Genomic DNA, 21526 nt, shown 5'->3' with positions numbered 1-21526 from the left:
GATTACCTCATCCCATTCGTTCCTTTATAGGAACGATTACTTCAAAAAAAAATGCACTTGGAATGCCTAATTTTTCAGACATTATTCTTGCTTCCTGTAAAGAAAAATCTCCTCCCGTCCCATTTAGCTTTTGATTAACTGCACTTTGGCTCTTTTCAAGTAAGACACCAAGATCTTTTTGAGAAATATCGTTTTCTACCAAGTAAGCTTTAATTTTCCTGTAAGGTTGATGTCTACGAGAGGTGCTTTGATTGATGTTTGCCATTTTTTCACCTCACTCTCATTTCGTTCCTTTTTAGGAACATTTTTAGTATAGGTTAATAAATTTTATATGTCAACGAATAATATTCCTTTTAAGGAACGTTTTTTATACAATGCATTGCATTATAGGAACGAACAAGTTAGAATATTAGATATGAATAATATAGAAGAAGGAGAATCTAGTTTATGTACTCATTTGGATCCATTCTTAAAAATTTGCGAACTTCAAAAAGAATTAGTATTGAACAATTAGCAAAACAGATTAATGAGAAATATGAAACAAAAATTAGTAAAAGTATGATTTCAAGATATGAAAATAATTTAGCAGAACCAAAAATGGATATAATTAGAATTTTCGCTGACTTTTTCGATGCATCACCAGAATATATAATGGGCATAACCGAAGATGAATCTTCTATAGAAAACAAAAAAAATAGCAAAGCAATTGAAACTATAGCAGCTCACTTGAATGGAAAAGAAGTTACTGAAGAAAAGATGAAAGATGTTTTAAAATACATTGATTTTATCTTCCAAGACGATAACAAATAAGGGCGTGTACTCCCAGATGCATTATAATAAATTGCTTTTCGAATATGAAGAAATACCTGTGAGAGAAAAAGAACTTAAATATGGTTTTAAAGGATTATACAGGAACGGACACATCATAATAGAAAGACGGCAAACAAAAGTAGAAAAAGAATGCATTTTAGCAGAAGAATTGGGTCACCACTTCAAAACTGTAGGAAATATTATTGATCAAACTAATCTAAATAACGTTAAACAAGAAAAAATTGCAAGGCGCTGGGCATACAACGAGATATTACCATTATCTTGCTTTGTGGATGCCTTCGAATATGGATGCACAAATCGATTTGAAGTTGCTGATTTTTTAAACGTTACTGAGGAGTTCTTACAAGAAGCATTAGACAGGTATATAGAAATATACGGAGACTCTATCTATCATCACGATTTAACCATTAGACTTAATCCACTCGATATTATTGGGAAGGAGAGAAAATATGGCTAAATATTATAAATACAAAAAGAAGGGCTTAAACAAGGATTTTTGGGAGTATCGAATCTATTATCAGGATCCAATAACACGAAAGACTAGAGAAAAATCTAAAAAAGGATTTGAAAGTAAAAAAGAAGCCCAATTAGCAGCTGAGGAAGTAGAAAAAATGATTCGCGAAGGATTCGAAATAACTGCTGAATCATTAAATACGTACCTGAACATGTGGTTAAATGAACATAAAAAGGGTGCAGTAGCTAAAAATACATTTGAATTACACAAGCGTAATATCGAGAATCACATCATTCCATATTTCAAAAATATATTACTTAAAGATGTAAAACCCTTAATGTATCAGAAATTCATTAACCAACTAACTGAAAAAAAATATAGCAGAAGAACAATAGAAATCATACACGGTACAATGTACAATGCCTTTGAAAAGGCCTTGATCTTGGGTAAAACCAATATGAATCCATGTACTGGAGTTACTATAAAAGGTGAACATAATAACAAAGGAATAAAGTTCATCGAATCAGAACAGATTGGTAATTTTTTAAAATCAGCCTATGAGTATGGATATATTTACTGGATATTTTATAAAATGCTTATTGAAACCGGTATGCGTAAGGGTGAAGCAGCTGCCTTGCAATGGACAGACATTGATTTAAAAGAAAAGACAATTACTATTAATAAATCCCTTGATTTTCAAGAAGCTAGTAAAGATAAAAGTAAAATGTTCGGTGATGTAAAAACCTATAATTCAAAACGTGTTATCACAATAAGCCAAACCCTTACAAACGATTTACTTTTTCACAAGAAGTTTCAAAACCAAAACAAGTTGGCTTTACAAGATGATTTCCACCATGACCTAAATTTAGTTCTTTGCCGAAATGACGGAAACTATATGCCTAAAACAAGCCTTTTTAATTCATTTGCTCGTATCTTAAAAAAAGCTGGAATTCCACCTTTACCAATTCACTCTACACGTCATACTCATGCAGTATTGCAGTTAGAAGCAGGAGCAAGCATGAAATATATACAAGAGCGTTTAGGACATGGCAGTATGCAAATTACAGCGGACGTATACTCTCATATTAGTAAAAAAATAGATAAGGACACTATGGGTAAATTTGAGGAGCATATGAAAAATGTCCTTGAATAATTTTTTCGGATTTTTTTCGGGCAAATATCGGGCAGTTGGTAAATCCATTAGAATTAATGAAAAGATGCCCGAAAAACAAAGAACCCTCAACACCAATGGCATCAAGGGTTTCAAAGCTTATTTTGATATTAATAAGTAGACATATATTGTTCGCGTTCCCAAGGGTGAACTTGTGTGCGGAACATATCCCATTCAATTTCTTTTGCTTCGATAAAGTGTTCAAGCAGGTGATCACCAAGAGCTTCTTTAATGATTTCATTGGATTTTAATGTTTCCAATGCAGCATATAAAGTAGCTGGTAAATCTACGATTCCTACTTCTTCACGTTCTTCTTTATTCATTACATAAATGTTACGGTCAACTGGTGCAGGAGGAGTTAGGTCGTTTTGGATACCGTCAAGACCCGCTTTCAATATTACAGCAAGTGCCAAGTATGGATTGGCTGCTGGATCGACACTACGTACCTCAACACGAGTACTAACACCGCGTGAAGCTGGGATACGAATTAATGGGCTACGGTTTTTCGCAGACCAAGCAACATAACAAGGAGCTTCGTAACCAGGCACTAGACGTTTGTATGAGTTAACAGTTGGGTTTGTTACCGCTGTGAAGCTAGGAGCATGCTTAATGATACCTGCGATAAATTGCTCTGCTGTTTTACTTAGTTCTAATTTTCCTTCTGTATCGTAAAAAGCATTTTGGCTTCCTTTGAATAAAGAAACGTTACAGTGCATACCTGATCCATTAACACCGAACAATGGTTTAGGCATAAATGTTGCGTGTAAACCATGCTTGCGGGCAATCGTTTTAACAACCAATTTGAAAGTTTGGATGTTATCACATGCTGAAATTGCATCTGCATACTTAAAGTCAATTTCATGTTGTCCTGGAGCTACTTCATGGTGAGATGCTTCAATTTCAAATCCCATTTCTTCAAGTTCAAGAACGATATCGCGACGGCAGTTTTCTCCTAGGTCAGTAGGTGCAAGGTCAAAGTATCCGCCTTTATCATTCAATTCCAAAGTCGGCTCTCCAGCTGCATCTAGTTTGAATAAGAAGAATTCTGGTTCAGGTCCAAGATTAAAATCAGTGAAGCCCATTTCTCTTGCTTCTGCAAGGACACGTTTTAAGTTAGTACGAGGGTCTCCATCAAAAGGAACTCCATCTGTATTATAAATATCACAAATCAGACGAGCAACTTTACCTTTTTCAGAAGTCCAAGGGAAGATAACCCATGTATTTAAATCAGGATATAGGTACATATCAGATTCTTCGATACGTACGAACCCTTCAATGGAAGATCCGTCAAACATCATTTTGTTATCAAGAGCTTTTTCTAATTGACTAACTGGGATTTCAACGTTTTTAATCGTCCCTAAAATGTCAGTAAACTGTAAACGGATGTACTTAACATTTTCTTCTTTTGCTAAACGAGTGATGTCTTCACGTGTGAACTTTGCCAATTTTAATTCCCCCTAAATAATAATTCATAAATCATATTTTTATTGAAAAAAACGGGACATATCCCCTTGTCGAAGAGATGTTCGATGCTTACTGGCTTGTAAAAGCTCAGCACGCAGAAGCTTACGAAGCTCCTCGTCACTAAGGTCCTGTCTTATCTTTTCCGCTTGTTCTATATCTTGAGTCTTAGGTAAGTTCTGTTCCTTTACAGTGAAAATTTTTTTTATGCCGGCCAGATTGACTCCTTGTTCGATTAAGTCTTTAATCTCAAGTAGTCGATCAATATCGTTTAAAGAAAAAACCCGACGATTTCCATCTGTTCTCATAGGAGTAATTAGTTGATGCTCTTCGTAATATCGAATTTGGCGCGCAGATAATTCAGTTAGCTGCATTACAATTCCGATGGAAAAAAGAGGCATCGAACGCCGAATGTTGTTGCCACTCATTCTTAGCATCCTCCTTTTTTTATCTGATATAATCATATAATATGTTATTAAACTTGTCAATTCGATGTTACATTTTATGACATGATTTTTTTAGAAAAGTTAAGTGATTTGTAACTTATCAAATATTATGACTATTATTTCTTCTGTGAATCCAGTTGAACTGGATTCTGAAACGAAAACTGGTAAAATTCCAGCTAGCATTCCTATTACAATTGGATCAGTTTTTTATCCATTAAAGCATTCACAGCAGTCAACACGGCGATTTTAACATGAGCATATGTTAATCCACCTTGAACATAGGCAACATACGGAGCTCTTGTCGGACCATCTGCTGTCAGTTCAATGCTTGCCCCCTGAATAAAGGTGCCTGCTGCCATGATTACATCGTCTTCATAACCAGGCATATATGCAGGATATGGTGTCACATGCGAATTGATTGGTGACGCATATTGAATGGCCTGACAAAAGGCAACCATTTTATCCCGGTCATCAAATTGGACAGATTGAATTAAATCGGTGCGTTTCGCATCCCATCTAGGATACGTATTCATACCGATTTTTTCCAAAAAGGCTGCAGTGAACATGGCGCCTTTAACCGCTTGTCCAACGACGTGGGGCGCAAGAAAGAATCCTTGATACATTTCCTGTAAACTATAAAGAGAAGCACCAGCTTCCGCACCAATTCCTGGTGAAGTTAATCGATAAGAGCAAGCTTCGACCAATTCTTTTTTACCGACAATGTATCCACCTGTTTTTACAATTCCACCACCGGGGTTTTTAATGAGAGAACCAGCCATTAAATCTGCCCCTACATGACACGGCTCTTGAGTTTCAACAAACTCCCCATAACAATTGTCCACGAACACGACGATTTCTGGGTTTATCTCTTTAACGAAAGAAATCATCTCTTTAATTTCATCAATCGTAAAGGAAGGACGTGTAGCATACCCTTTTGAGCGTTGGATTCCAACCATTTTCGTATTCGGTTGAATTGCCTGTTTTACGGCTTCAAAATCAACGGTTCCGTATTCCGATAACGGAACAGCCTTATAACTAATTTGAAAATCACGCAAAGATCCGATACCCGAGCCTCGGATACCGACAATCTCTTCCAATGTATCATATGGCTTTCCAGTTATGTACAGCAATTCATCCCCTGGACGTAATATACCGAACAGAGCCGTTGAAATCGCATGTGTACCCGAAATTATTTGAGAACGCACCAATCCCGCTTCCGCGCCAAAGACATCGGCATAAATCAATTCTAGAGTGTCGCGTCCGATATCATCATATCCGTACCCTGTCGTAGGGATGAAATGAGAATCACTCACTCTATGTGCTTGATAACTTTGTAACACACGAAATTGATTTTCTTCAATTCGTTCATCGACTTGCTTATGTAACGGAGAAATCATTGCTTCTACTTCCTGGGCAATGTTTTTTAACACTTCTCCATGTGTTAAATGCTGATACATCTAAATTCCCCTTTATAATGAATATTTCTCTAGCTGGCCGGTTAATGGATGATCAGCTAGACAAAAACCTTTGCATTCATATCTTTCCGATTCTTCATTAAAGGAGAGAGTGCGCAATATGGTTTCATTTTTCAGCTGTGATAATAGTTTACCCTCACTTGAAGGCAGGAAAACATAATACGGGATCATTTCATCAATCACGTACTTTTCAATTTCTTCCATGATTTGATTCAGGTCTGAATGATCATAGGCACTGATTAATAAAGAATCACTACTAGATGACCTTACAAAGTCAGTGTGAACCCTATCTTTCTTATTATACAACGTTAGTTGTGGAATGGAAGGGACTTCTAAGTCATTTAGCAAATCGTGAACCGTTTTCTCGTGATTAAAGTAATCCGAACTTGAGGAATCGACAACGTGGAGCAATAAATCAGCTTCCTTCACTTCTTCAAGAGTCGAGCGAAATGCTGCGATTAAAGATGTCGGCAAATCTTGTATAAAGCCAACAGTATCCGTCAGTAGCACTGTAAATCCGCTAGGAAGAATAGCTTTTCGAGTCATCGGATCAAGTGTAGCAAATAACTGGTTCTCCTCGAAAGAATCTGCCTCAGTCAAACGGTTGAACAGCGTTGATTTACCCGCATTCGTGTATCCGACCAGGGCAATTTGAAAGGTTTTATTTCGTTTCCTTCTATCGCGATACCGTTCACGATGCTTAACTATCCCGCTTAGTTGTTGCTTGATTTCATCAATTTTCCCACGAATGTGGCGGCGATCGCTTTCCAACTTCGTTTCTCCAGGTCCTCTGGTGCCGATTCCGCCTCCAAGCCTAGACATTGCCGTACCCTGCCCGACCAATCGCGGCAATAAATATTGAAGCTGAGCCAGTTCAACCTGCAGCTTCCCTTCTCTTGAGCGCGCACGCTGAGCAAAAATATCTAAAATAAGCTGTGTCCGATCTATAATCCTTGCTTGCAAATGTTTAGAAAGATTACGAATCTGACTCGGAGATAATTCATCATTAAAGATAAATAGATCCGGCTCCAACTCTTCTTCTAAATTCTGAAGTTCCTCCACTTTACCTTTACCTATATATGTAGACGGATCAACCCTTTCCCTTTTCTGAGTAATTGTCATTAGCACCTCGCCATTCGCTGTCTTCGCTAACGAAGCCAGCTCATCCAACGAATATTCAAAACGCTCGTCAGCTTCTGTTGTTTGGCATCCTATTAATACAGCCGTTTCCTTTATTGATTCATCCAAATCGTGCACCACCTTTTATGAAAGATTTCATTTAATCATAACAAAAAAAATTAAACATATAAAACTTTAATAAAAACAAAGATTTTAACGATTTTAACCATTTTAAATTATTCGATAACATGCTAAAATCAAATTTGACTTTAACATCAAATTGAAAAGACATAGAGGGAAAAACATATGACATGGGAAGTTTTAAGCTTCATAGGTACAATTGCATTTGCCATAAGCGGGACCATTATTGCCATGGAAGAAGAGTATGATATTTTAGGAGTTTATATTTTAGGAATCGTAACCGCTTTTGGTGGAGGAGCAATCCGAAATTTATTGATTGGTGTACCTGTATCAACATTGTGGGATCAAAGTTTCTATTTTATCATTGCATTAATATCTATCACCATCGTTTTTGTTTTTCCTACCAATCTATCAAAGCATTGGGACAGATGGGGTAACTTAAGTGATGCGATTGGTCTTTCTGCCTTTGCTATACAAGGGGCCATGTATGCGGTGGATCTGAATCATCCCATAAGCGCCATTATTGTTTCAGCTGCGTTAACCGGATGCGGCGGCGGAATAGTCCGTGACGTTCTGGCCGGTAGAAAACCATTAGTCTTTAGAAAAGAAATCTACGCAGTCTGGGCCATCATTGCAGGCTTAGCGTTAGGCAGCGGAGTCTTATCTCAGTCATGGCAGCTGTATACCCTCTTTACCGCCATCACTTTATTACGCGTCCTTTCCTACACATATAATTGGCACCTTCCTAATAAAAAATGGGTACCTAAAACATAAATCTGAAAGCCCGCCATTTTTGGCGGGCTTTCGTTTTTCATTCTTTCTCATCATCCTCAAAAATTAAATCTTGGCTGGTCAGAGTGAGTAAATCGATTTTTTCAAATGAATCTTCTATTAATAGCCGCATTGCCTGCGCCCTAATCGACTTTTCAAGAACATTTCGGATATAGCGACCGTTTGAAAACGATATAGGTCCACGAAATGAACGTAATATGATTAAATGATCTTTTAATTTCCTCTCAGCATCCCGGTTCATTATATATTCCCGTTCCTGTAACATTCGATCGGCTATTTCCATCAACTGATCGATCGTATAATCTGGAAAATCAACAACAAGCGGGAACCTGGAATGAAGGCCAGGATTTAAGCTGAGGAAATAATCCATTTCTCGTGAGTAGCCAGCAAGAATTAAGATGAACTCGTGTTGTCGATCCTCCATATGTTTCACGAGCGTATCTATGGCTTCTTTGCCAAAGTCCTTTTCGCCGCCTCTCCCCAAGGAATAGGCTTCATCAATAAATAATATCCCACCAATGGCCTTTTTAATTAAATCACGCGTTTTTTGGGCCGTATGACCAATATATTCTCCGACCAAATCTGCCCTCTCCGCTTCAATTAAATGCCCTTTCGTGAGTACATTCATTTTTTGAAACAACTTTCCGATTAAACGTGCAACCGTGGTCTTCCCTGTTCCAGGATTTCCTTTAAACATCATATGAAGCGCTTGCCGGCCAGTCTTCAACCCTCTTGACTCACGCTGCTTGTTGATATAGATCCAAGCATATATTTCTTTTATCATCCGTTTCATTTCTTCCATTCCGACTAGCGATTTTAATTCATCTTCAATTTCCTTTAATGCTACATGCTGTTGGGGAATTTCTTGCACCAAAATTTCTTTTTCTTTTATCGGCAGATCCTTTTGCAGCGCTTTTCTATTTTCCGCATTAAACACAATGTTGATTTGCCCGTTATTTTTCATACGGATCGGTTGTTCCAATGCATTCACCTCTCCATCTTGGACCCCTAACGCCACGATTTTCATTCGATTTATGATGGCCATAGGCCGTTATTAGCACAGCCTTTAAACTAAATCAATCGGGAAATTCCCATATAACTTTTTATGATTTCCTAAGATTTCAGTATAATTAGCCACTTTTCCCTTCAAACTGCGACTTAATTAGACAGGATTCTTGCCTCTAGAAAATAATTACGACAAGTTTATCTCCATTTCATCAATTCTTCTTTTGAAAATGTCATTTCCTGCGCTTTCCCGAGAAATAATCCGTCCCTTAATATATATTCAAAACGGGTGCGTAAAATAATCGAATCCTTGAAAAAGTTACAAGAGTAGGCACAAAAAAAACAGGTCGCTATAAGCGAAGCCTGTCTTTTTCTATCCATTTATATGATTATTCCTTCACTTCGTAATCAATCTGGACATTACGTTGTGGAGCGAATGTAGAAATCGCATGTTTATAGACTAATTGCTGCTTGCCCTCTGATTCAAATAAAACAGTAAAATTATCAAACCCTTTAACCTGTCCTCTAATTTGGAAACCGTTTAATAAAAATACTGTCACATACGTACCATCTTTTCGTAATTGATTAAGAAACTGATCTTGAATATTTACTGATTGTTTCATGTATTAGTCCTCCTCTTTTCTCTCTAAATTTATGTATTCGCCTTTATTGAAAAGCTTTCCTGCTATAAACCCAGATATTTCATGTATTTTTTTTGAAAAACCTTCTAGATTGGTCATATCAAACCAAATTACATCCATTTTATTCCGGAACCAAGTCAATTGCCTTTTTGCATATCGACGAGAATTTTGCTTTAAAGCTCCTATCGCTTCCTCTAATGATGCTCTTTCATCAAAAAAGTCATAGATCTCTTTATAGCCAATAGCCTGTATTGATTGGCAATCCCTCAAGCCTTGGTCATAAAATGACTGAACCTCTTGAATCAGCCCTTCTTCTACCATCACGTCGACACGGTGATCAATACGTTGGTATAATTTTTCCCGATCCATTGTCAAACCAATGATGCACGTATCGTATTTCATTTCAGTCGGCTGTTCATCCAACTGCTCACTCATCGTTTTTCCAGTACAATGAAAAATCTCAAGTGCTCTGATTACCCTTCTTACATTATTAGGATGAATACGTTTTGCACTTACCGGGTCAACACTTCGTAATTGTTCAAAAACAGGATCAATTCCTAATTCCTTTACCTGCTTTTCTAACGTATCCCTATAAGCGGGATCAGATGGTGCTTCAGAAAATTGATAATCATAAATGACCGATTGTATGTATAAACCTGTTCCACCGACAATAATAGGGAGTTTTCCTCTGTTTTGGATATCCTCGATACATGCATTAGCGCGCTCCTGGAACTCAGCCGCGCTAAATGGTTCATCCGGTTCCTTAATATCAAGCAAATAATGAGGAATTCCCTCTGTTTCTTCTCTCTTGATTTTCGCAGTCCCAATATCCATCCCTTTATAAACCTGCATGGAATCTCCGCTGATAATTTCACCATTAAATTGTTTAGCCATCTCAATGCTCATTTTCGTCTTACCAACAGCAGTCGGTCCGATGATAACGAGAAGTTTTCCTTTTAGTTGTTTCAACATTCTCACTGCCTTATATGATTTTTCCCTATCTTATCATAATCTCGGCGAAAGCAGCCAAACATCTATCCATTATGTCCAAAAGCTATTAGTTTATTCACATCCCCTTTAGGAACACCCTGAATAATATTCATTAAAACAAGGCGATCAATAATTATTTTTTAAGTGGTGCTACTTTTTTCGTAAAAAAAAGTATATATAGACGGTGAAGGTGTTTTTTCTCTCTAGAGAAAAGATGACTACGCACTCCTAAAAGAAGTAGAGAAAGAAAGAAACAAACCATTCTCTATTACGTAATGTATCCTCTACTGAATTCGATACTTACTTATATTCGCTATTACATATCGACTGGTAGGAAGTTGTTCAGCGTTCTTTATGGCTCAACAAGAAAAAAATTTATAGCAAACACTTAAAAAACTTTCAATCAAACAACATAAGATTTTCATTCCCGTTGAAAGTCATGCTGTAATGAAATATTAATTCAAACTTGGCTTGCCCGGCCACCTTGGCTTCAATAGTAAAACGACCGCTATTGTATAAAAATATAGTTTCTTCTATAGTAAAGCGTTTCGAAATTTACCAATCCATTCGAAAAGGTTATTGTTGATGTCCGCTTATCGAATGTCTGTATTAAAAACGGAAGAATTCAGTTTTCAAGGGTACTAGTAAAAAAGTAGTTATTAAAGGTACTTAAAGAAGGTTCTGAATGAATGAACTGAAAAAGAAACTGATAATTAATTATGAATAAGGGGGAGATTTCATAAACGTTAAACCATATTATTAACCACCTAAATCCGTAAGTAATGCATTCAATTATTAAAAAAGAAAAATAGCACCTCCGTTTGTTAGATGTTTTCTAACAATCGGGGTGCAGTTCACAATCGGTTTATCTGCTTTCCTATCATTAAATTTTCTAATATAAAAGGAACTAGCTTGTTCTTCCATTTACAGGTATCATCATCGTAACGGTGGTCCCTTTTTCATTAGACTTTATGAAAATATCCCCATCATACCTGTTAACTAAGTCTTTAACGATAAACAAGCCTTGTCCTCTTACCTTTCCCTTTTGTGCCTTTTTGGTAGAAAAGCCGCTAGCAAAAATATTTTCCATATCTATAGTAGAAATCATTGGTCCGGTATTGGTAACCTCAAACGTATACTTTTCTTCGTTGGCTTTACAGATTATATTCATCCGGCGTTCTTGCTCAGGTAATTCAGTCGTTGCCTCAATAGCATTGTCGATTACATTCGATAACAATTTAATTAAATCAATTGTTTTAACCCTGTTGAAAGAGTTGGGAGAAACATCAAGCGCAATATCGATGTTATAATTCTGGGCTGAGAGCCTTTTCGTCTCTAAAAGAACGGATAAGCCAGGATGATTCACATCCAATTTCATCGATTCTATCGAATGCACTTCTTTAGAGAGACCAGTTAAATAATCTAATGCTTTAGCATTTTCCCCAAGCTTAAGAAGTCCATGTATAACTTGAATATGATTGGAAAAATCATGCCTTAAAGAGCGTACAGAAGCTATTAGTGATTGAAATTCCGATTGATACGTATCCTCCGTATCACCCACTTCGCGTGTCAATTCTTTTTGATACCATTTTTGAATCACAAAAAAGGTAACTAACAGCATAATAACAAAGCCCCCATTATAAACGATGATGGCAATACTGCTTTTCATTACTTTTCCGTTAATGGTATTAATATCCTCTGCACTTACATCAATACCTAAAAAACCAATAATGGCACCTTCTTGATCTTTTATTGGCACTCCTACAGTCAAATATTCGCCATACACTGGATCCTCCAGGATTCCAGTAATAAAGCTTTTTCCGTCATAGGCTTGTTTGACCTGCTCTTTTGGAACCGTACACACACCACCAATAGGAAATTCCCCTCTAAAATCTTTAGAAAATCCTGTAATCATAGCTCTGGATTCTCTCGGATTGTCCACCATCAAGGTATATACATACAAAGCCCCAACTTTTTCCCGTGCATCTTCTAAGTAGGCTTCTATATCCCTATATTCCTGGTTATTTACTTGGTTATTGAGGAAACGTTTATATGCCTCTATATCCATTGAGTCGGCAATAGACTTAGCAGCTACCAAGCTTTGGTTTGCAACCGATTTCTGAACAGAATTTTTAATACTTAAATATGTAGAAAACATGTTTAGAAGAATAAATACAATTAATAAAATAATGGTTAAATAAAGTAATGCCCTTAACTTTTTATTTTTCATAGCATTAAATTTACCTCATCCCTAGCAGCTAAAAGTTAACGAACCCATTCTGAGTTTACTATATAAAAAGGGACAAAGAAATAGATAAAAATCAAATCACCTCTATAATAGTAGGTTTATAAGACTATATTTAATCAAAAAAATACCAGATAACCCACTTCATCCTTTGGAATTTTCCTCTTCTTGCTATAATCCTGAAACTCTTAAAATTTCAAACCACTCTACATCCAATTTTTATAAATTTTAAAAAACATTTCACTTCCTTATATTTTACAGAAAATCCAAAAAGCCACTATACTTTCCCCCACCTAAACTGCTAACATTTAAAAAGCCAATAATTACTATTGCCTCTTGAAATAAATAATTTTACCCTTTATATGAAAATATTTCAAGAACGAATAGGTTTTGCATGTACAAACACACCAATTTTTACATTATTTTATTCACATTTTTTTTATTAACATATTATCCAGCTCAAAAAAAAGACTGTTTCACTTTTTCTGGCACTATTGAACTACTTATAAATTTTCATAGGGGAATTATTCCCCATTCAAAATCGTAAACACACACCAGAAAAAACATCTGGATTCAATATCTTAATATCAAACAAGAAGGAATCAGAGAATAAGCGTCTGATTCCTTCTTGATTGGCACTTTATTCTACTTAATCGTACTAATAACTGCCCGCTCATACATTATCTTTGTTACTTGGTAATATAGTAGCTGAAGAAGAAAATAGGTTCCGATAACTATAGCCGAATAGCCGAGCAAATTAGAGCCCAATAAATTACTTAATGCGACGAAAGCAACGATCGCATGAATCATCCCAATTACAAAAGGTACAAAAAATAGAGTGCGTATCTCAGCGCTTAGGATTTTGCGAATTTCTTTTCGTGTTAACCCCATTCGATTAAGAGCGTTAATTTGGATTTTTTTATCTTCCAAATTCGTAAATACACGAAGATACATCATGCTTCCTTGGACGATAAAGAATAATAAACTGACAAACAGGCCGATAAAGAGTGTTAACATACTTCCTTGCCTCACTTTCTCATAAATCGGTGCTCTTGTTTGCACTTTATTCTGTTCAGGGTTAATAGCTATTTTTTCGATTTTCTTAGATGATTCTATTGCATCCTCCCAATCTTTAACTTCGTACCCGCGCACCCTTACCTTTTGTTTAAGAGGCACATCATCAGTAATATTAGTATACATCTTATCATCGACAACCATCAGAGTAGTTGCTAATCCGATAGGTGCTATTACGGTTTGATTCCGCTGCCCTAACATAGTTACCTGTATGATATTTTTGCCATAATGAAGTTCCTTTTGTTCACCTCGTTGTACGAATTGAGAATCTAGTGTTGCATAAGGAAAAATAAATAACGCTTCATCTCCCGACAACTCGACAGGGTCTAGCTTTCGAAATGCTGCGACTTTGTTATAGTCTCTTTCCGAGATTAATAATGACTGATTTTCACTAGGTTCTCCCGTACCTATTTGGGGAATCATAGTTGTAACTGGCACACCTGTCACATTGACTTTGTAGGAGACCTTAAATCCATCTTTCTTTAAGGTTTTCTCTACTTCTGAAGGCTCAATCACGGAATTAACAGAAGCATCATTTTCTATCCAGCCGATTGCTTGTGGAATGTTATCCATCCCCTGCTTCTTTAAATCTGCAGTGAACATAAAAAGCGTTCCAGCTGCTGTCAAAATGACAGCAGTAATAATCGAAGTCAAAAAGAATAATCTCGAATAATTCTTAATATCAAAAATAAGGTTAGTTTGAGTAATTAAATTCGTCCCATTATATAAGCTTTTCTTCTTCCTATACAGCCTTCTGCACATAGCAACAATACTTTGGCTGAATAAAAAATAAGTACCAATCAGCACGAAAAATAAAATCGGCAATACTCGTAGTAATGAATTGTTTAGTGTCATAGTAGCTGCCAAATAATAAGAAATACATAAACAAATTACGGATAATGCAATTAACCACTTGGATACGAATGGCATCTTTTTTGGTTTTTGTTTATCTTTTAGTAAATCGACTACCTCTAAATTTTCGATTTGTAACAAAGATAGGAGTGATAATAACTGAAATAATAAAAAGAAACCAACAATCGTATAAACAAAAGCTTTAGGGACCAAGACAAATGCTAATGGTTCATCGACCGCTAATAAAGACGAAACAATCATTAGGAACAACTTTGAGAATAAAAATCCCAAACCTACCCCAATCGCAATCGATACAAGAGACACAATCGTTTGCTCCATATAAATTAGTTTTCTAAGTTGAGATTTAGACATTCCAAATAGTGTGAGTAAACCAAACTCTTTTTTTCGCGGCTGTATAAAAGCAGCATTAGAATAAGAGATAAAGAAAACGGAAAAAACAATGATTACTATTTCAGCCGCAATAAGCGCAACACGCACAATCTGCCCACCACTAATATTTGCATTGACTATGTCAGGATGAAAGATAAAGGATGCATAGATAAAAAAGATTGAAACGGAAAAGACAATGCTGAAAAAATAAGCAAGATAACGTTGGGTATTTCCTTGGATATTTCTCTTAGCGAGATGTCGAAGGTTCATGGTAGCCACCTCCCAGCACACTCAACGTATCTAAAATTCGTTGATAGAAGCTCTGTCTTTCGCCTCCATTGTGAACCTCTGAAAAGAACTTACCATCTTTAATAAATAGAATCCGATCACAAAAACTAGCCGCAGTTGGGTCATGGGTGACCATTAGAATGGATGCTCCTTTTTCCTTTTGAAGTGTTGTGAAGGTATCCATTACCTGCTTGGCGGATTTGGAATCTAAATTACCTGTCGGTTCGTCGGCTAAAACAATGGATGGCTCGTGAATCATCGCTCTTGCACAAGAGGTTCGTTGCTGTTGACCCCCAGAAATTTCAAAAGTCCGTTTATCTAAAATCCCCTCTATACTAAGAAGACGTGCCAACTGATTTACTCGATCTTCCATTTCATGCTGTTTAAAATGATCTAACGCTAAAGGAAGAAGAATATTTTCACGAACTGTAAGTGTATCCAGAAGATTAAAATCTTGAAAAACAAAACCAATTTCCCTCCTGCGAAACAAAGCAAGATCTCGGTTTTTCAATTCATTAGGGTTCTTGTCATTTAGAATGACTTTCCCAGAAGTGGGCCTATCAATCGTTGCCATTAAGTTCAGCAAAGTTGTTTTTCCGCTCCCGGATGGTCCCATTACCCCAACAAACTCCCCTTTTTGAACATCCATGGTAAAATTATCTAACGCTTTATGAAATAAATTTCCTTGCTTTTGAAAATAGGTTTTGGATAATTGCTCCGTTTTTAATATCGCCATCTATATGACCTCCTCGTTTCTAAAGTAAAGTATAAAGAATAAAGCAGGAGGCTCCCATCGATGTTTATTACATAACCGCCTAACAACCTTACAATTTTGTCATCTTTCATGTAAGGTATTTGTTTTAAAAAGAAATTGCACCGAAGATCCCTCAGAAACAGTCGATTGAATACTAACCCTATGTCCAAGCCTGTTAACAATTTCCCTTACTAAGTATAGTCCCATTCCAGTAGACTCTTGTTGTGTTCGTCCATTTTCTCCTGTGAAAAATGGATCAAACACTCGCTTTAAGTCATGAGGGACAATTCCTTTGCCCTGATCCGTAATGCAAAGGACAATATCACGATCTTTTTCAGTAATGCTGAACGTAATAGTATCCCCCTCCCCCTGCCTTGAATACTTCAATGCATTAAAAACAACTTGACTAATGGCAAAGTGGAGCCATTTGCGATCTGAATGCACTTGAAAGTTCTCGTTCTCAGTTTCAAGCTTCGGATAAATTGTCCGTTGAATGAACTGTTTTTTTTCCTCGTTTATTACTTGCTTGACTAGATTAATTAAATCAATCGGCTCGGCCTTTACATCCTCAGAAAAACGCTGCAGCCTTGCTCCGTGTAAAATAATTTCCAGCCCTCTGCGAAAACGGTCATTTTCCTCTTCAAGCTCTTTAAGAAAATCCTTCATCGACTCATTTGAAAATGTCCTTTTTCCTTCTTGAATTAGTAAAGAAATGACCGAAACAGGCGTCTTCATTTGATGAACCCATTGGTGAATCAAAAGCTCATATTGTTCCTTCATTTTTATTTGTTCTTGTAATTGCGTAATAGTAGCATGGTTCATTTGCTGAAAAAGCTCAATCCATGCTTTTTGTTCCTTTGTTACTGGATTCATAAAGATTTCGACAAATTCAAATGTCAAACCCGGTTCTTGCTTCATCCTTACTAACTGATTAAGAAAACGGTAATTCCTTATGTAATCAATCGCTAAAAAAAGTAACAGCATAAAAATGGAGAGAACAATCATATAGAAGATATTAGATATCGATATCTGATTTCCCGCTTCTAGAATGGCTAATACAAATGTAAGAATAAGCAAGCATCCTAATAGAATGGTATAAAATATAAAATAAAGACGGTCTTTTATGAAGGAGAGTAGATTCACTTATCTTCACCCTGCATTACCTTGAGCCGATACCCTTTTCCTCTGCTAGTTGTTATGGCATGGTTTACGCCAATGTCTTCGAGTTTTCTCCGTACTCTTGTGACATTAACTGTCAAAGTATTATCATCAACAAATGAATCTTCGTTCCATAAGGCTTCAAGTAAATCTTCACGAGAAACAATGGTGTCGTACTGTCGAAGTAAACAATTCAATAAACGAAACTCATTTTGGGTTAATGTCGCCTGATTTTGCTGGTATTCAATCATCGCCTTTTCCGTATAAAGGGTTAATCCATCCATTTCTTTTACATGCTGATGGAGTGATGATGCTCCCGCATATTCTCCATATACCCGTCGAAGAGCACTCTTTATTTTCGCTAGTACGACTTCCAAGTGGAATGGTTTTGTAATATAATCATCACCGCCATGTTCAATGGCCATGACTTGGTTCATTTCATCAGTCCTTGCTGAGATAAATAAAATGGGAACTTTTGAAATCGTCCTCATTTGGCGGCACCAATGAAAGCCATCAAAAAAAGGTAGATTAATATCCATTAAAACCAAATCGGGCCTTATCTTTTTAAACTCGACAAAGATATCATCCAATTCCTTAGCTTCAGAAACTTCATACCCGTATCTTTTAAAATAATTGATTAATATCGCAGCTATTTTGACATCGTCTTCTACAATAAAGATTTTATACATCTTTTCCTCCTCTAACGAACAGTGTGCAAAGCTAAATTTTTCAAGTTGGAATAAAACACTTTAACCAACAGACCTAATCTAATATTCACTTTTTACGTATGTAATAATTTTCTCCTACTCTGAAATCATCTCAATCTGTGCTGTCGTTGTAAATTCACAATAAAAAACCTTGAAAGGTCAGAGCCAATCAAGGGGATTCAAATGAAATTAGATTTCCTCTGGGATCTTAAGTCCCTCAATGAAAGATTTAAAACTTTCTGCAACCTTATATATATTTTCATCCTGGCTTGATGGATCCGAATACCAACCCTGATCCCAGAAATAAACTCCTTTTTCCTCTTCATTAAATATTATCAATATTTTACCAGCATACGTATCATTACCTATGATTATACAATTCTTATGTAAATCTTTTTTATTCTCCTCATGCCATTTCTGCAAATCAAACTCTTTTTCCTCATGATCCAATCCATATAATACATTTAAACAAACGAGGGTGTCTAATGCATCCACATAAAACTTACAGTTTTGCACAGTAGTGGTACCACCATTATATTCAAGGAGAAATTGTTTATAATCGGCAGGGATTTCAAAACCCACATATTTTTCAAAGTTATTTACTGCTTCTTGCGTAGCTTTTCCGTATCCAGTAATATTTACCATTCTATCAACTCCATTTCAATTTTATGTGTAGCAACATACTATTGATATATTACTCTTCACTACATGCTAATCCTGATTCTTCAAAAAATATTCACTTCGAAATTTCAAATAGGGGCTATATTTGAGTTTTTTTAATATGGTAGCTATCTTACCTATTACCGTTCAGCCAAAATTCAGTCTATTTTTAAAAAATAAATAGCCAAGTTGATTATTCTTTACGATGTTAATTTACGGTAGAAGTCCTAGCAGCCCATTAAAACTTTGAAAACGTCCCTTATCTCTATCTCTCGATGAGACCCTTGAAAAATACTTTTTTTAAATATATTAACATAATTTTACTAATTTTTTCGTATTTTCTGATATTTTTTTATTACAATTCTATGTCAATAAAGATCAAGCGTTGTTAAAATAGGATTTCTCACCGCTTAGAGCGAATAAAACTTCAGAAATAAGTAGAAGAAGGTCTTAAAGCTAAAACGTAATACAAAAGATTTAGTCTATATACCAAGAATAAAAGTAGAAAAGACTGGTATTGGTTTTTCAACATTCAATTGCAGTATCCTATTCAAAATATAATTAACTATCACAGTCGATTAAAAGGTTGGATGCGACGATTTTATGGTATGGCGACAAATATCTTGACTATTAGAGATTTAGATTAGATATTGTGAACATATGAGAATAAAAGGAAGGCACTTAAAGCATGTGCTTTCAGACTGTAGACAAACTCGATAGTAATGGAGATTGTCTACAGTTTTTTTGAGGGGTTGTAAAATTTGAACGTTACTTTCCACTTTGTTTTAACAATTAGATATAAGCTTTTGCCAACAGTCTTTTTTGTTTTAAAATAGAAGTATTAAAACTTGAGGTGATAAGGATGCTTTCTAAACATGATTCTATTCAGCGAGATCAACTTGAAATGATTACTTTAGATCAACTGGTGCCATCGAACCATTTGGTTCGTAAAATTGAAGCCACCATTGATTTCTCTTTCATTTATGACTTGGTGAAAGATATGTATTCAGAGGTCGGTCGCCCAAGTATTGATCCAATTGAGCGTGTATTCGCAGATGCAAAAGAAAAGCATGGTATGCGTTGGACTACTTTAAGGGGACTTAAAAAATTGTCGATGCAAGAGATGCTTACTTTCGCACCCATGAATTTAAAGAAGATGGCCAATTGGACATGGCAAGGTCCAAAAATGGCCTAACGTTGTGAGCTCGGAGACAAATGTTTAAATTTCCTTTCTAGTCAATATAACTCATCACAATACTTCACACCTTGGCCATTCTTACTGTCCGCTTTCAACCAATAACGACGAACATGCGCCAATCAATTCGCGAAGGTAATGCCGCCAATATTATCATAGGCAGAGTAGCCATCATAAATAATCGTACCAGAATAACCTTTCGTGAAACTTTCAAGGACAGACCGAGCTCGTGATAAGGAGCTTTGAAACAGGATCATCATGGGTCCTTGGCTTGGCACACTGCGATATACCCAGTTATAGGCGTTGGATTGACCTGATTTCCCATCAGAACGATGGATAATTTGTGGATATGTTTCATCGACATGTAAAACAGATTTAGACATCATCAAATCTTTCATTCGTTCGTAAATAGGCAACAGCCAATCATGTGCTGCACGAATGACCCAATTAGAAAGGTTTTTATCACTTGTATCTAGCCCATAACGTGCTCATCTACGCCGTCATAGAAAGATATTTCAACGTTTGCCGTTTTGATCGTGCAAATGCTTATGGAAGGATCTTTTGATGAAGTGGATGTAAAAGAACTCTTGCTATCTGGATGGAGCGTAACGGGGACAATGGTTAATTTTTGTTGTGGCATAAGAAAAGCACCTCCTTAAATTGATACCTTGATCGTACCAGGAGATGCTGCACGTTTGTATGCGTTGTTTGAATGGGGGCTTACAAATAACCAGCCAGAAAGTAAGACTCCGGCTGGTTATTTAGATTTTCGATTAGCCTATTTTTCCAGTACTTCATTAAGCTAAAGCTGAACATCGCTTTGGAGGAGTTCAGGATTTGTATCGACAGGATTTTGGTAATTGTCACCAAGTAACTGGCGGACGATTGCGGATTGCTGTACGAGCTGTTCATAATACATGTTAATCATACATTCTTGCCCCAGTGCATAGATTCATTACGAATGATAGGTTTAAGAAAGGAGATAGCCTATGATCAGTATAAAGTTCAATCAGCTGCTGGACTTTGCAATACTGCCTGCTAAAGAAAAAATAGTAGATCCAAGGTGGCCTGATGACAGCTCTAGATGGATCAAAACGAAGCGCGTCAAAGGCGTTTGTTGGCCATACCGGATGGCGAAGGAATTGGGCTGGACCATTCACTGCCCTGTCGACATTGATATCCAGCCCGTAAAGGAAATTCAAACTTCCACTGAGAATCTAACAGAGTTTGCCCGTCTCAAGCATATGGTTCCAATGGAGGATTGGGTACAAAAACAAGAAGTCATTATCGGCCTTTCCCCCGCTGGTTGGTATAAAATCCACGAGTACGAGTACGACGGATTATATTATCCGATGCTGCTTCCGAATGGAGAAGGAACATTTGAATGGAGGCAAGGCTGGAGCATAGAGATTCCAAAAAATCATTTCATCCTAATACAACCAATCGAAATGCAAGACGGGCGATTTATCGTATACCCCGGCATGCTGCACGGGCCTACGTTAGCAAGAGTTCAGGAGAGATTAGGATTGCCGCTGGCTTTTGAACCCTTGAAGGAATGTCGAATCCGAAGAGGGGAGCCGCTAGCGAAGCTTCTAGTGCTCCCCATGTCGGTTCTTTCTATCAAGAGCGAAATATCTATACCAAGTGCAGATGAAAATCCAGGTTAAGTGATCGCTA

The 21526-nt window shown here is 36.6% G+C and carries 21 protein-coding genes and 3 pseudogenes; 7 read left to right on the top strand and 17 right to left on the bottom strand.

Annotation, left to right across the window (positions count from 1 at the left end; genetic code table 11):
- Window positions 1-7: 7 nt before the first annotated feature.
- A complete protein-coding gene (locus tag ACQKMR_RS16060) occupies window positions 8-265 on the bottom strand; it encodes a helix-turn-helix domain-containing protein (RefSeq protein WP_427698188.1) in 258 nt (85 codons plus the stop codon).
- A 182-nt stretch (window positions 266-447) separates the two neighbouring features.
- Between ACQKMR_RS16060 and ACQKMR_RS16055 the strand changes: the two genes are divergently transcribed.
- From ACQKMR_RS16055 to ACQKMR_RS16045, 3 genes are read left to right on the top strand one after another with little or no spacing between them, the layout of a single operon-like run.
- Window positions 448-810 (top strand): helix-turn-helix domain-containing protein, encoded by a 363-nt coding sequence (locus ACQKMR_RS16055; protein WP_427698187.1) that lies wholly within the window; start codon window positions 448-450, stop codon window positions 808-810.
- A 16-nt stretch (window positions 811-826) separates the two neighbouring features.
- Window positions 827-1288, top strand: a complete 462-nt coding sequence (locus tag ACQKMR_RS16050) for an ImmA/IrrE family metallo-endopeptidase (protein WP_427698186.1) — start codon at window positions 827-829, stop codon at window positions 1286-1288.
- Window positions 1281-2438 carry a tyrosine-type recombinase/integrase gene (locus ACQKMR_RS16045; RefSeq protein ID WP_427698185.1) on the top strand — a complete coding sequence of 386 codons (1158 nt, stop codon included), beginning with the start codon at window positions 1281-1283 and terminating at the stop codon, window positions 2436-2438. Before ACQKMR_RS16050 ends, ACQKMR_RS16045 begins: the two co-directional genes overlap by 8 nt.
- Before the next feature lie 128 nt (window positions 2439-2566).
- Here ACQKMR_RS16045 and glnA read toward each other — a convergent pair whose 3' ends face one another.
- From glnA to hflX, 4 genes are all read right to left on the bottom strand, one after another.
- Window positions 2567-3901, bottom strand: a complete 1335-nt coding sequence (gene glnA, locus ACQKMR_RS16040; RefSeq protein WP_427698184.1) for a type I glutamate--ammonia ligase — start codon at window positions 3899-3901, stop codon at window positions 2567-2569.
- Window positions 3902-3940: 39 nt separating this feature from the next.
- Window positions 3941-4345: a MerR family transcriptional regulator gene (locus ACQKMR_RS16035; protein ID WP_427698183.1), complete on the bottom strand. Its 405-nt coding sequence runs from the start codon at window positions 4343-4345 to the stop codon at window positions 3941-3943.
- A 206-nt stretch (window positions 4346-4551) separates the two neighbouring features.
- A complete protein-coding gene (locus ACQKMR_RS16030) occupies window positions 4552-5820 on the bottom strand; it encodes an aminotransferase class I/II-fold pyridoxal phosphate-dependent enzyme (protein ID WP_427698182.1) in 1269 nt (422 codons plus the stop codon).
- A 12-nt stretch (window positions 5821-5832) separates the two neighbouring features.
- Window positions 5833-7086 (bottom strand): GTPase HflX, encoded by a 1254-nt coding sequence (gene hflX / locus ACQKMR_RS16025; protein WP_427698181.1) that lies wholly within the window; start codon window positions 7084-7086, stop codon window positions 5833-5835.
- Window positions 7087-7263: 177 nt separating this feature from the next.
- Here hflX and ACQKMR_RS16020 point away from each other — a divergent pair, with 177 nt between their 5' ends.
- Window positions 7264-7872, top strand: a complete 609-nt coding sequence (locus tag ACQKMR_RS16020; protein WP_427698180.1) for a trimeric intracellular cation channel family protein — start codon at window positions 7264-7266, stop codon at window positions 7870-7872.
- A gap of 37 nt (window positions 7873-7909) precedes the next feature.
- On the opposite strand, the gene spoVK is transcribed toward ACQKMR_RS16020, so the two are convergent.
- From spoVK to ACQKMR_RS15975, 9 genes are all read right to left on the bottom strand, one after another.
- Window positions 7910-8872, bottom strand: coding sequence for a stage V sporulation protein K (gene spoVK, locus ACQKMR_RS16015; RefSeq protein ID WP_427698179.1), 963 nt, complete (start codon window positions 8870-8872; stop codon window positions 7910-7912).
- 412 nt (window positions 8873-9284) lie between these two features.
- Window positions 9285-9518 carry an RNA chaperone Hfq gene (gene hfq / locus ACQKMR_RS16010; RefSeq protein ID WP_034313436.1) on the bottom strand — a complete coding sequence of 78 codons (234 nt, stop codon included), beginning with the start codon at window positions 9516-9518 and terminating at the stop codon, window positions 9285-9287.
- A 3-nt stretch (window positions 9519-9521) separates the two neighbouring features.
- Entirely contained in the window at window positions 9522-10508 is a 987-nt protein-coding gene (gene miaA, locus ACQKMR_RS16005) for a tRNA (adenosine(37)-N6)-dimethylallyltransferase MiaA (RefSeq protein ID WP_427698178.1), read from the bottom strand.
- A 925-nt stretch (window positions 10509-11433) separates the two neighbouring features.
- On the bottom strand, window positions 11434-12756 hold the full coding sequence (locus ACQKMR_RS16000) for an ATP-binding protein (protein WP_427698177.1): 1323 nt from the start codon (window positions 12754-12756) through the stop codon (window positions 11434-11436).
- A 660-nt stretch (window positions 12757-13416) separates the two neighbouring features.
- Window positions 13417-15357 (bottom strand): FtsX-like permease family protein, encoded by a 1941-nt coding sequence (locus tag ACQKMR_RS15995; protein WP_427698176.1) that lies wholly within the window; start codon window positions 15355-15357, stop codon window positions 13417-13419.
- Window positions 15335-16111 carry an ABC transporter ATP-binding protein gene (locus tag ACQKMR_RS15990; RefSeq protein ID WP_427698175.1) on the bottom strand — a complete coding sequence of 259 codons (777 nt, stop codon included), beginning with the start codon at window positions 16109-16111 and terminating at the stop codon, window positions 15335-15337. Before ACQKMR_RS15990 ends, ACQKMR_RS15995 begins: the two co-directional genes overlap by 23 nt.
- Before the next feature lie 99 nt (window positions 16112-16210).
- Window positions 16211-17272, bottom strand: a complete 1062-nt coding sequence (locus tag ACQKMR_RS15985; protein ID WP_427698174.1) for a sensor histidine kinase — start codon at window positions 17270-17272, stop codon at window positions 16211-16213.
- The gene (locus ACQKMR_RS15980) at window positions 17269-17976 is read right to left on the bottom strand and encodes a response regulator transcription factor (RefSeq protein ID WP_427698173.1); all 708 of its coding nucleotides are present in this window, start codon (window positions 17974-17976) and stop codon (window positions 17269-17271) included. The genes ACQKMR_RS15985 and ACQKMR_RS15980 overlap by 4 nt, the downstream gene beginning before the upstream one ends.
- Before the next feature lie 207 nt (window positions 17977-18183).
- Window positions 18184-18639 (bottom strand): SMI1/KNR4 family protein, encoded by a 456-nt coding sequence (locus tag ACQKMR_RS15975; RefSeq protein WP_427698172.1) that lies wholly within the window; start codon window positions 18637-18639, stop codon window positions 18184-18186.
- Window positions 18640-19516: 877 nt separating this feature from the next.
- Between ACQKMR_RS15975 and ACQKMR_RS15970 the strand changes: the two are divergent.
- Window positions 19517-19693 (top strand): annotated as a pseudogene (locus tag ACQKMR_RS15970) (IS5/IS1182 family transposase); the annotation flags it as partial.
- Window positions 19685-19849 (top strand): annotated as a pseudogene (locus ACQKMR_RS15965) (transposase); the annotation flags it as partial. The pseudogenes ACQKMR_RS15970 and ACQKMR_RS15965, both read left to right, overlap by 9 nt.
- A 44-nt stretch (window positions 19850-19893) precedes the next feature.
- Here ACQKMR_RS15965 and ACQKMR_RS15960 read toward each other — a convergent pair.
- The 3 genes and pseudogenes from ACQKMR_RS15960 to ACQKMR_RS15950 all read right to left on the bottom strand — a co-directional run.
- Window positions 19894-20334, bottom strand: a pseudogene (locus tag ACQKMR_RS15960) (IS66 family transposase); the annotation flags it as partial.
- A complete protein-coding gene (locus ACQKMR_RS15955) occupies window positions 20322-20489 on the bottom strand; it encodes a hypothetical protein (protein WP_427698171.1) in 168 nt (55 codons plus the stop codon). The pseudogene ACQKMR_RS15960 and the gene ACQKMR_RS15955, both read right to left, overlap by 13 nt.
- A 162-nt stretch (window positions 20490-20651) precedes the next feature.
- Entirely contained in the window at window positions 20652-20777 is a 126-nt protein-coding gene (locus ACQKMR_RS15950; protein WP_427698170.1) for a hypothetical protein, read from the bottom strand.
- A 61-nt stretch (window positions 20778-20838) separates the two neighbouring features.
- Here ACQKMR_RS15950 and ACQKMR_RS15945 point away from each other — a divergent pair, with 61 nt between their 5' ends.
- A complete protein-coding gene (locus ACQKMR_RS15945; RefSeq protein WP_427698169.1) occupies window positions 20839-21516 on the top strand; it encodes a hypothetical protein in 678 nt (225 codons plus the stop codon).
- Window positions 21517-21526: the final 10 nt, after the last annotated feature.

The sequence above is a fragment of the Peribacillus sp. NPDC096540 genome, assembly GCF_050278525.1.
In the GTDB taxonomy this organism is placed as follows: domain Bacteria; phylum Bacillota; class Bacilli; order Bacillales; family DSM-1321; genus Peribacillus.
The sequence above is the reverse complement of the archived record's forward strand: the minus strand, read 5'-3'. Positions and strand labels throughout refer to the sequence as shown.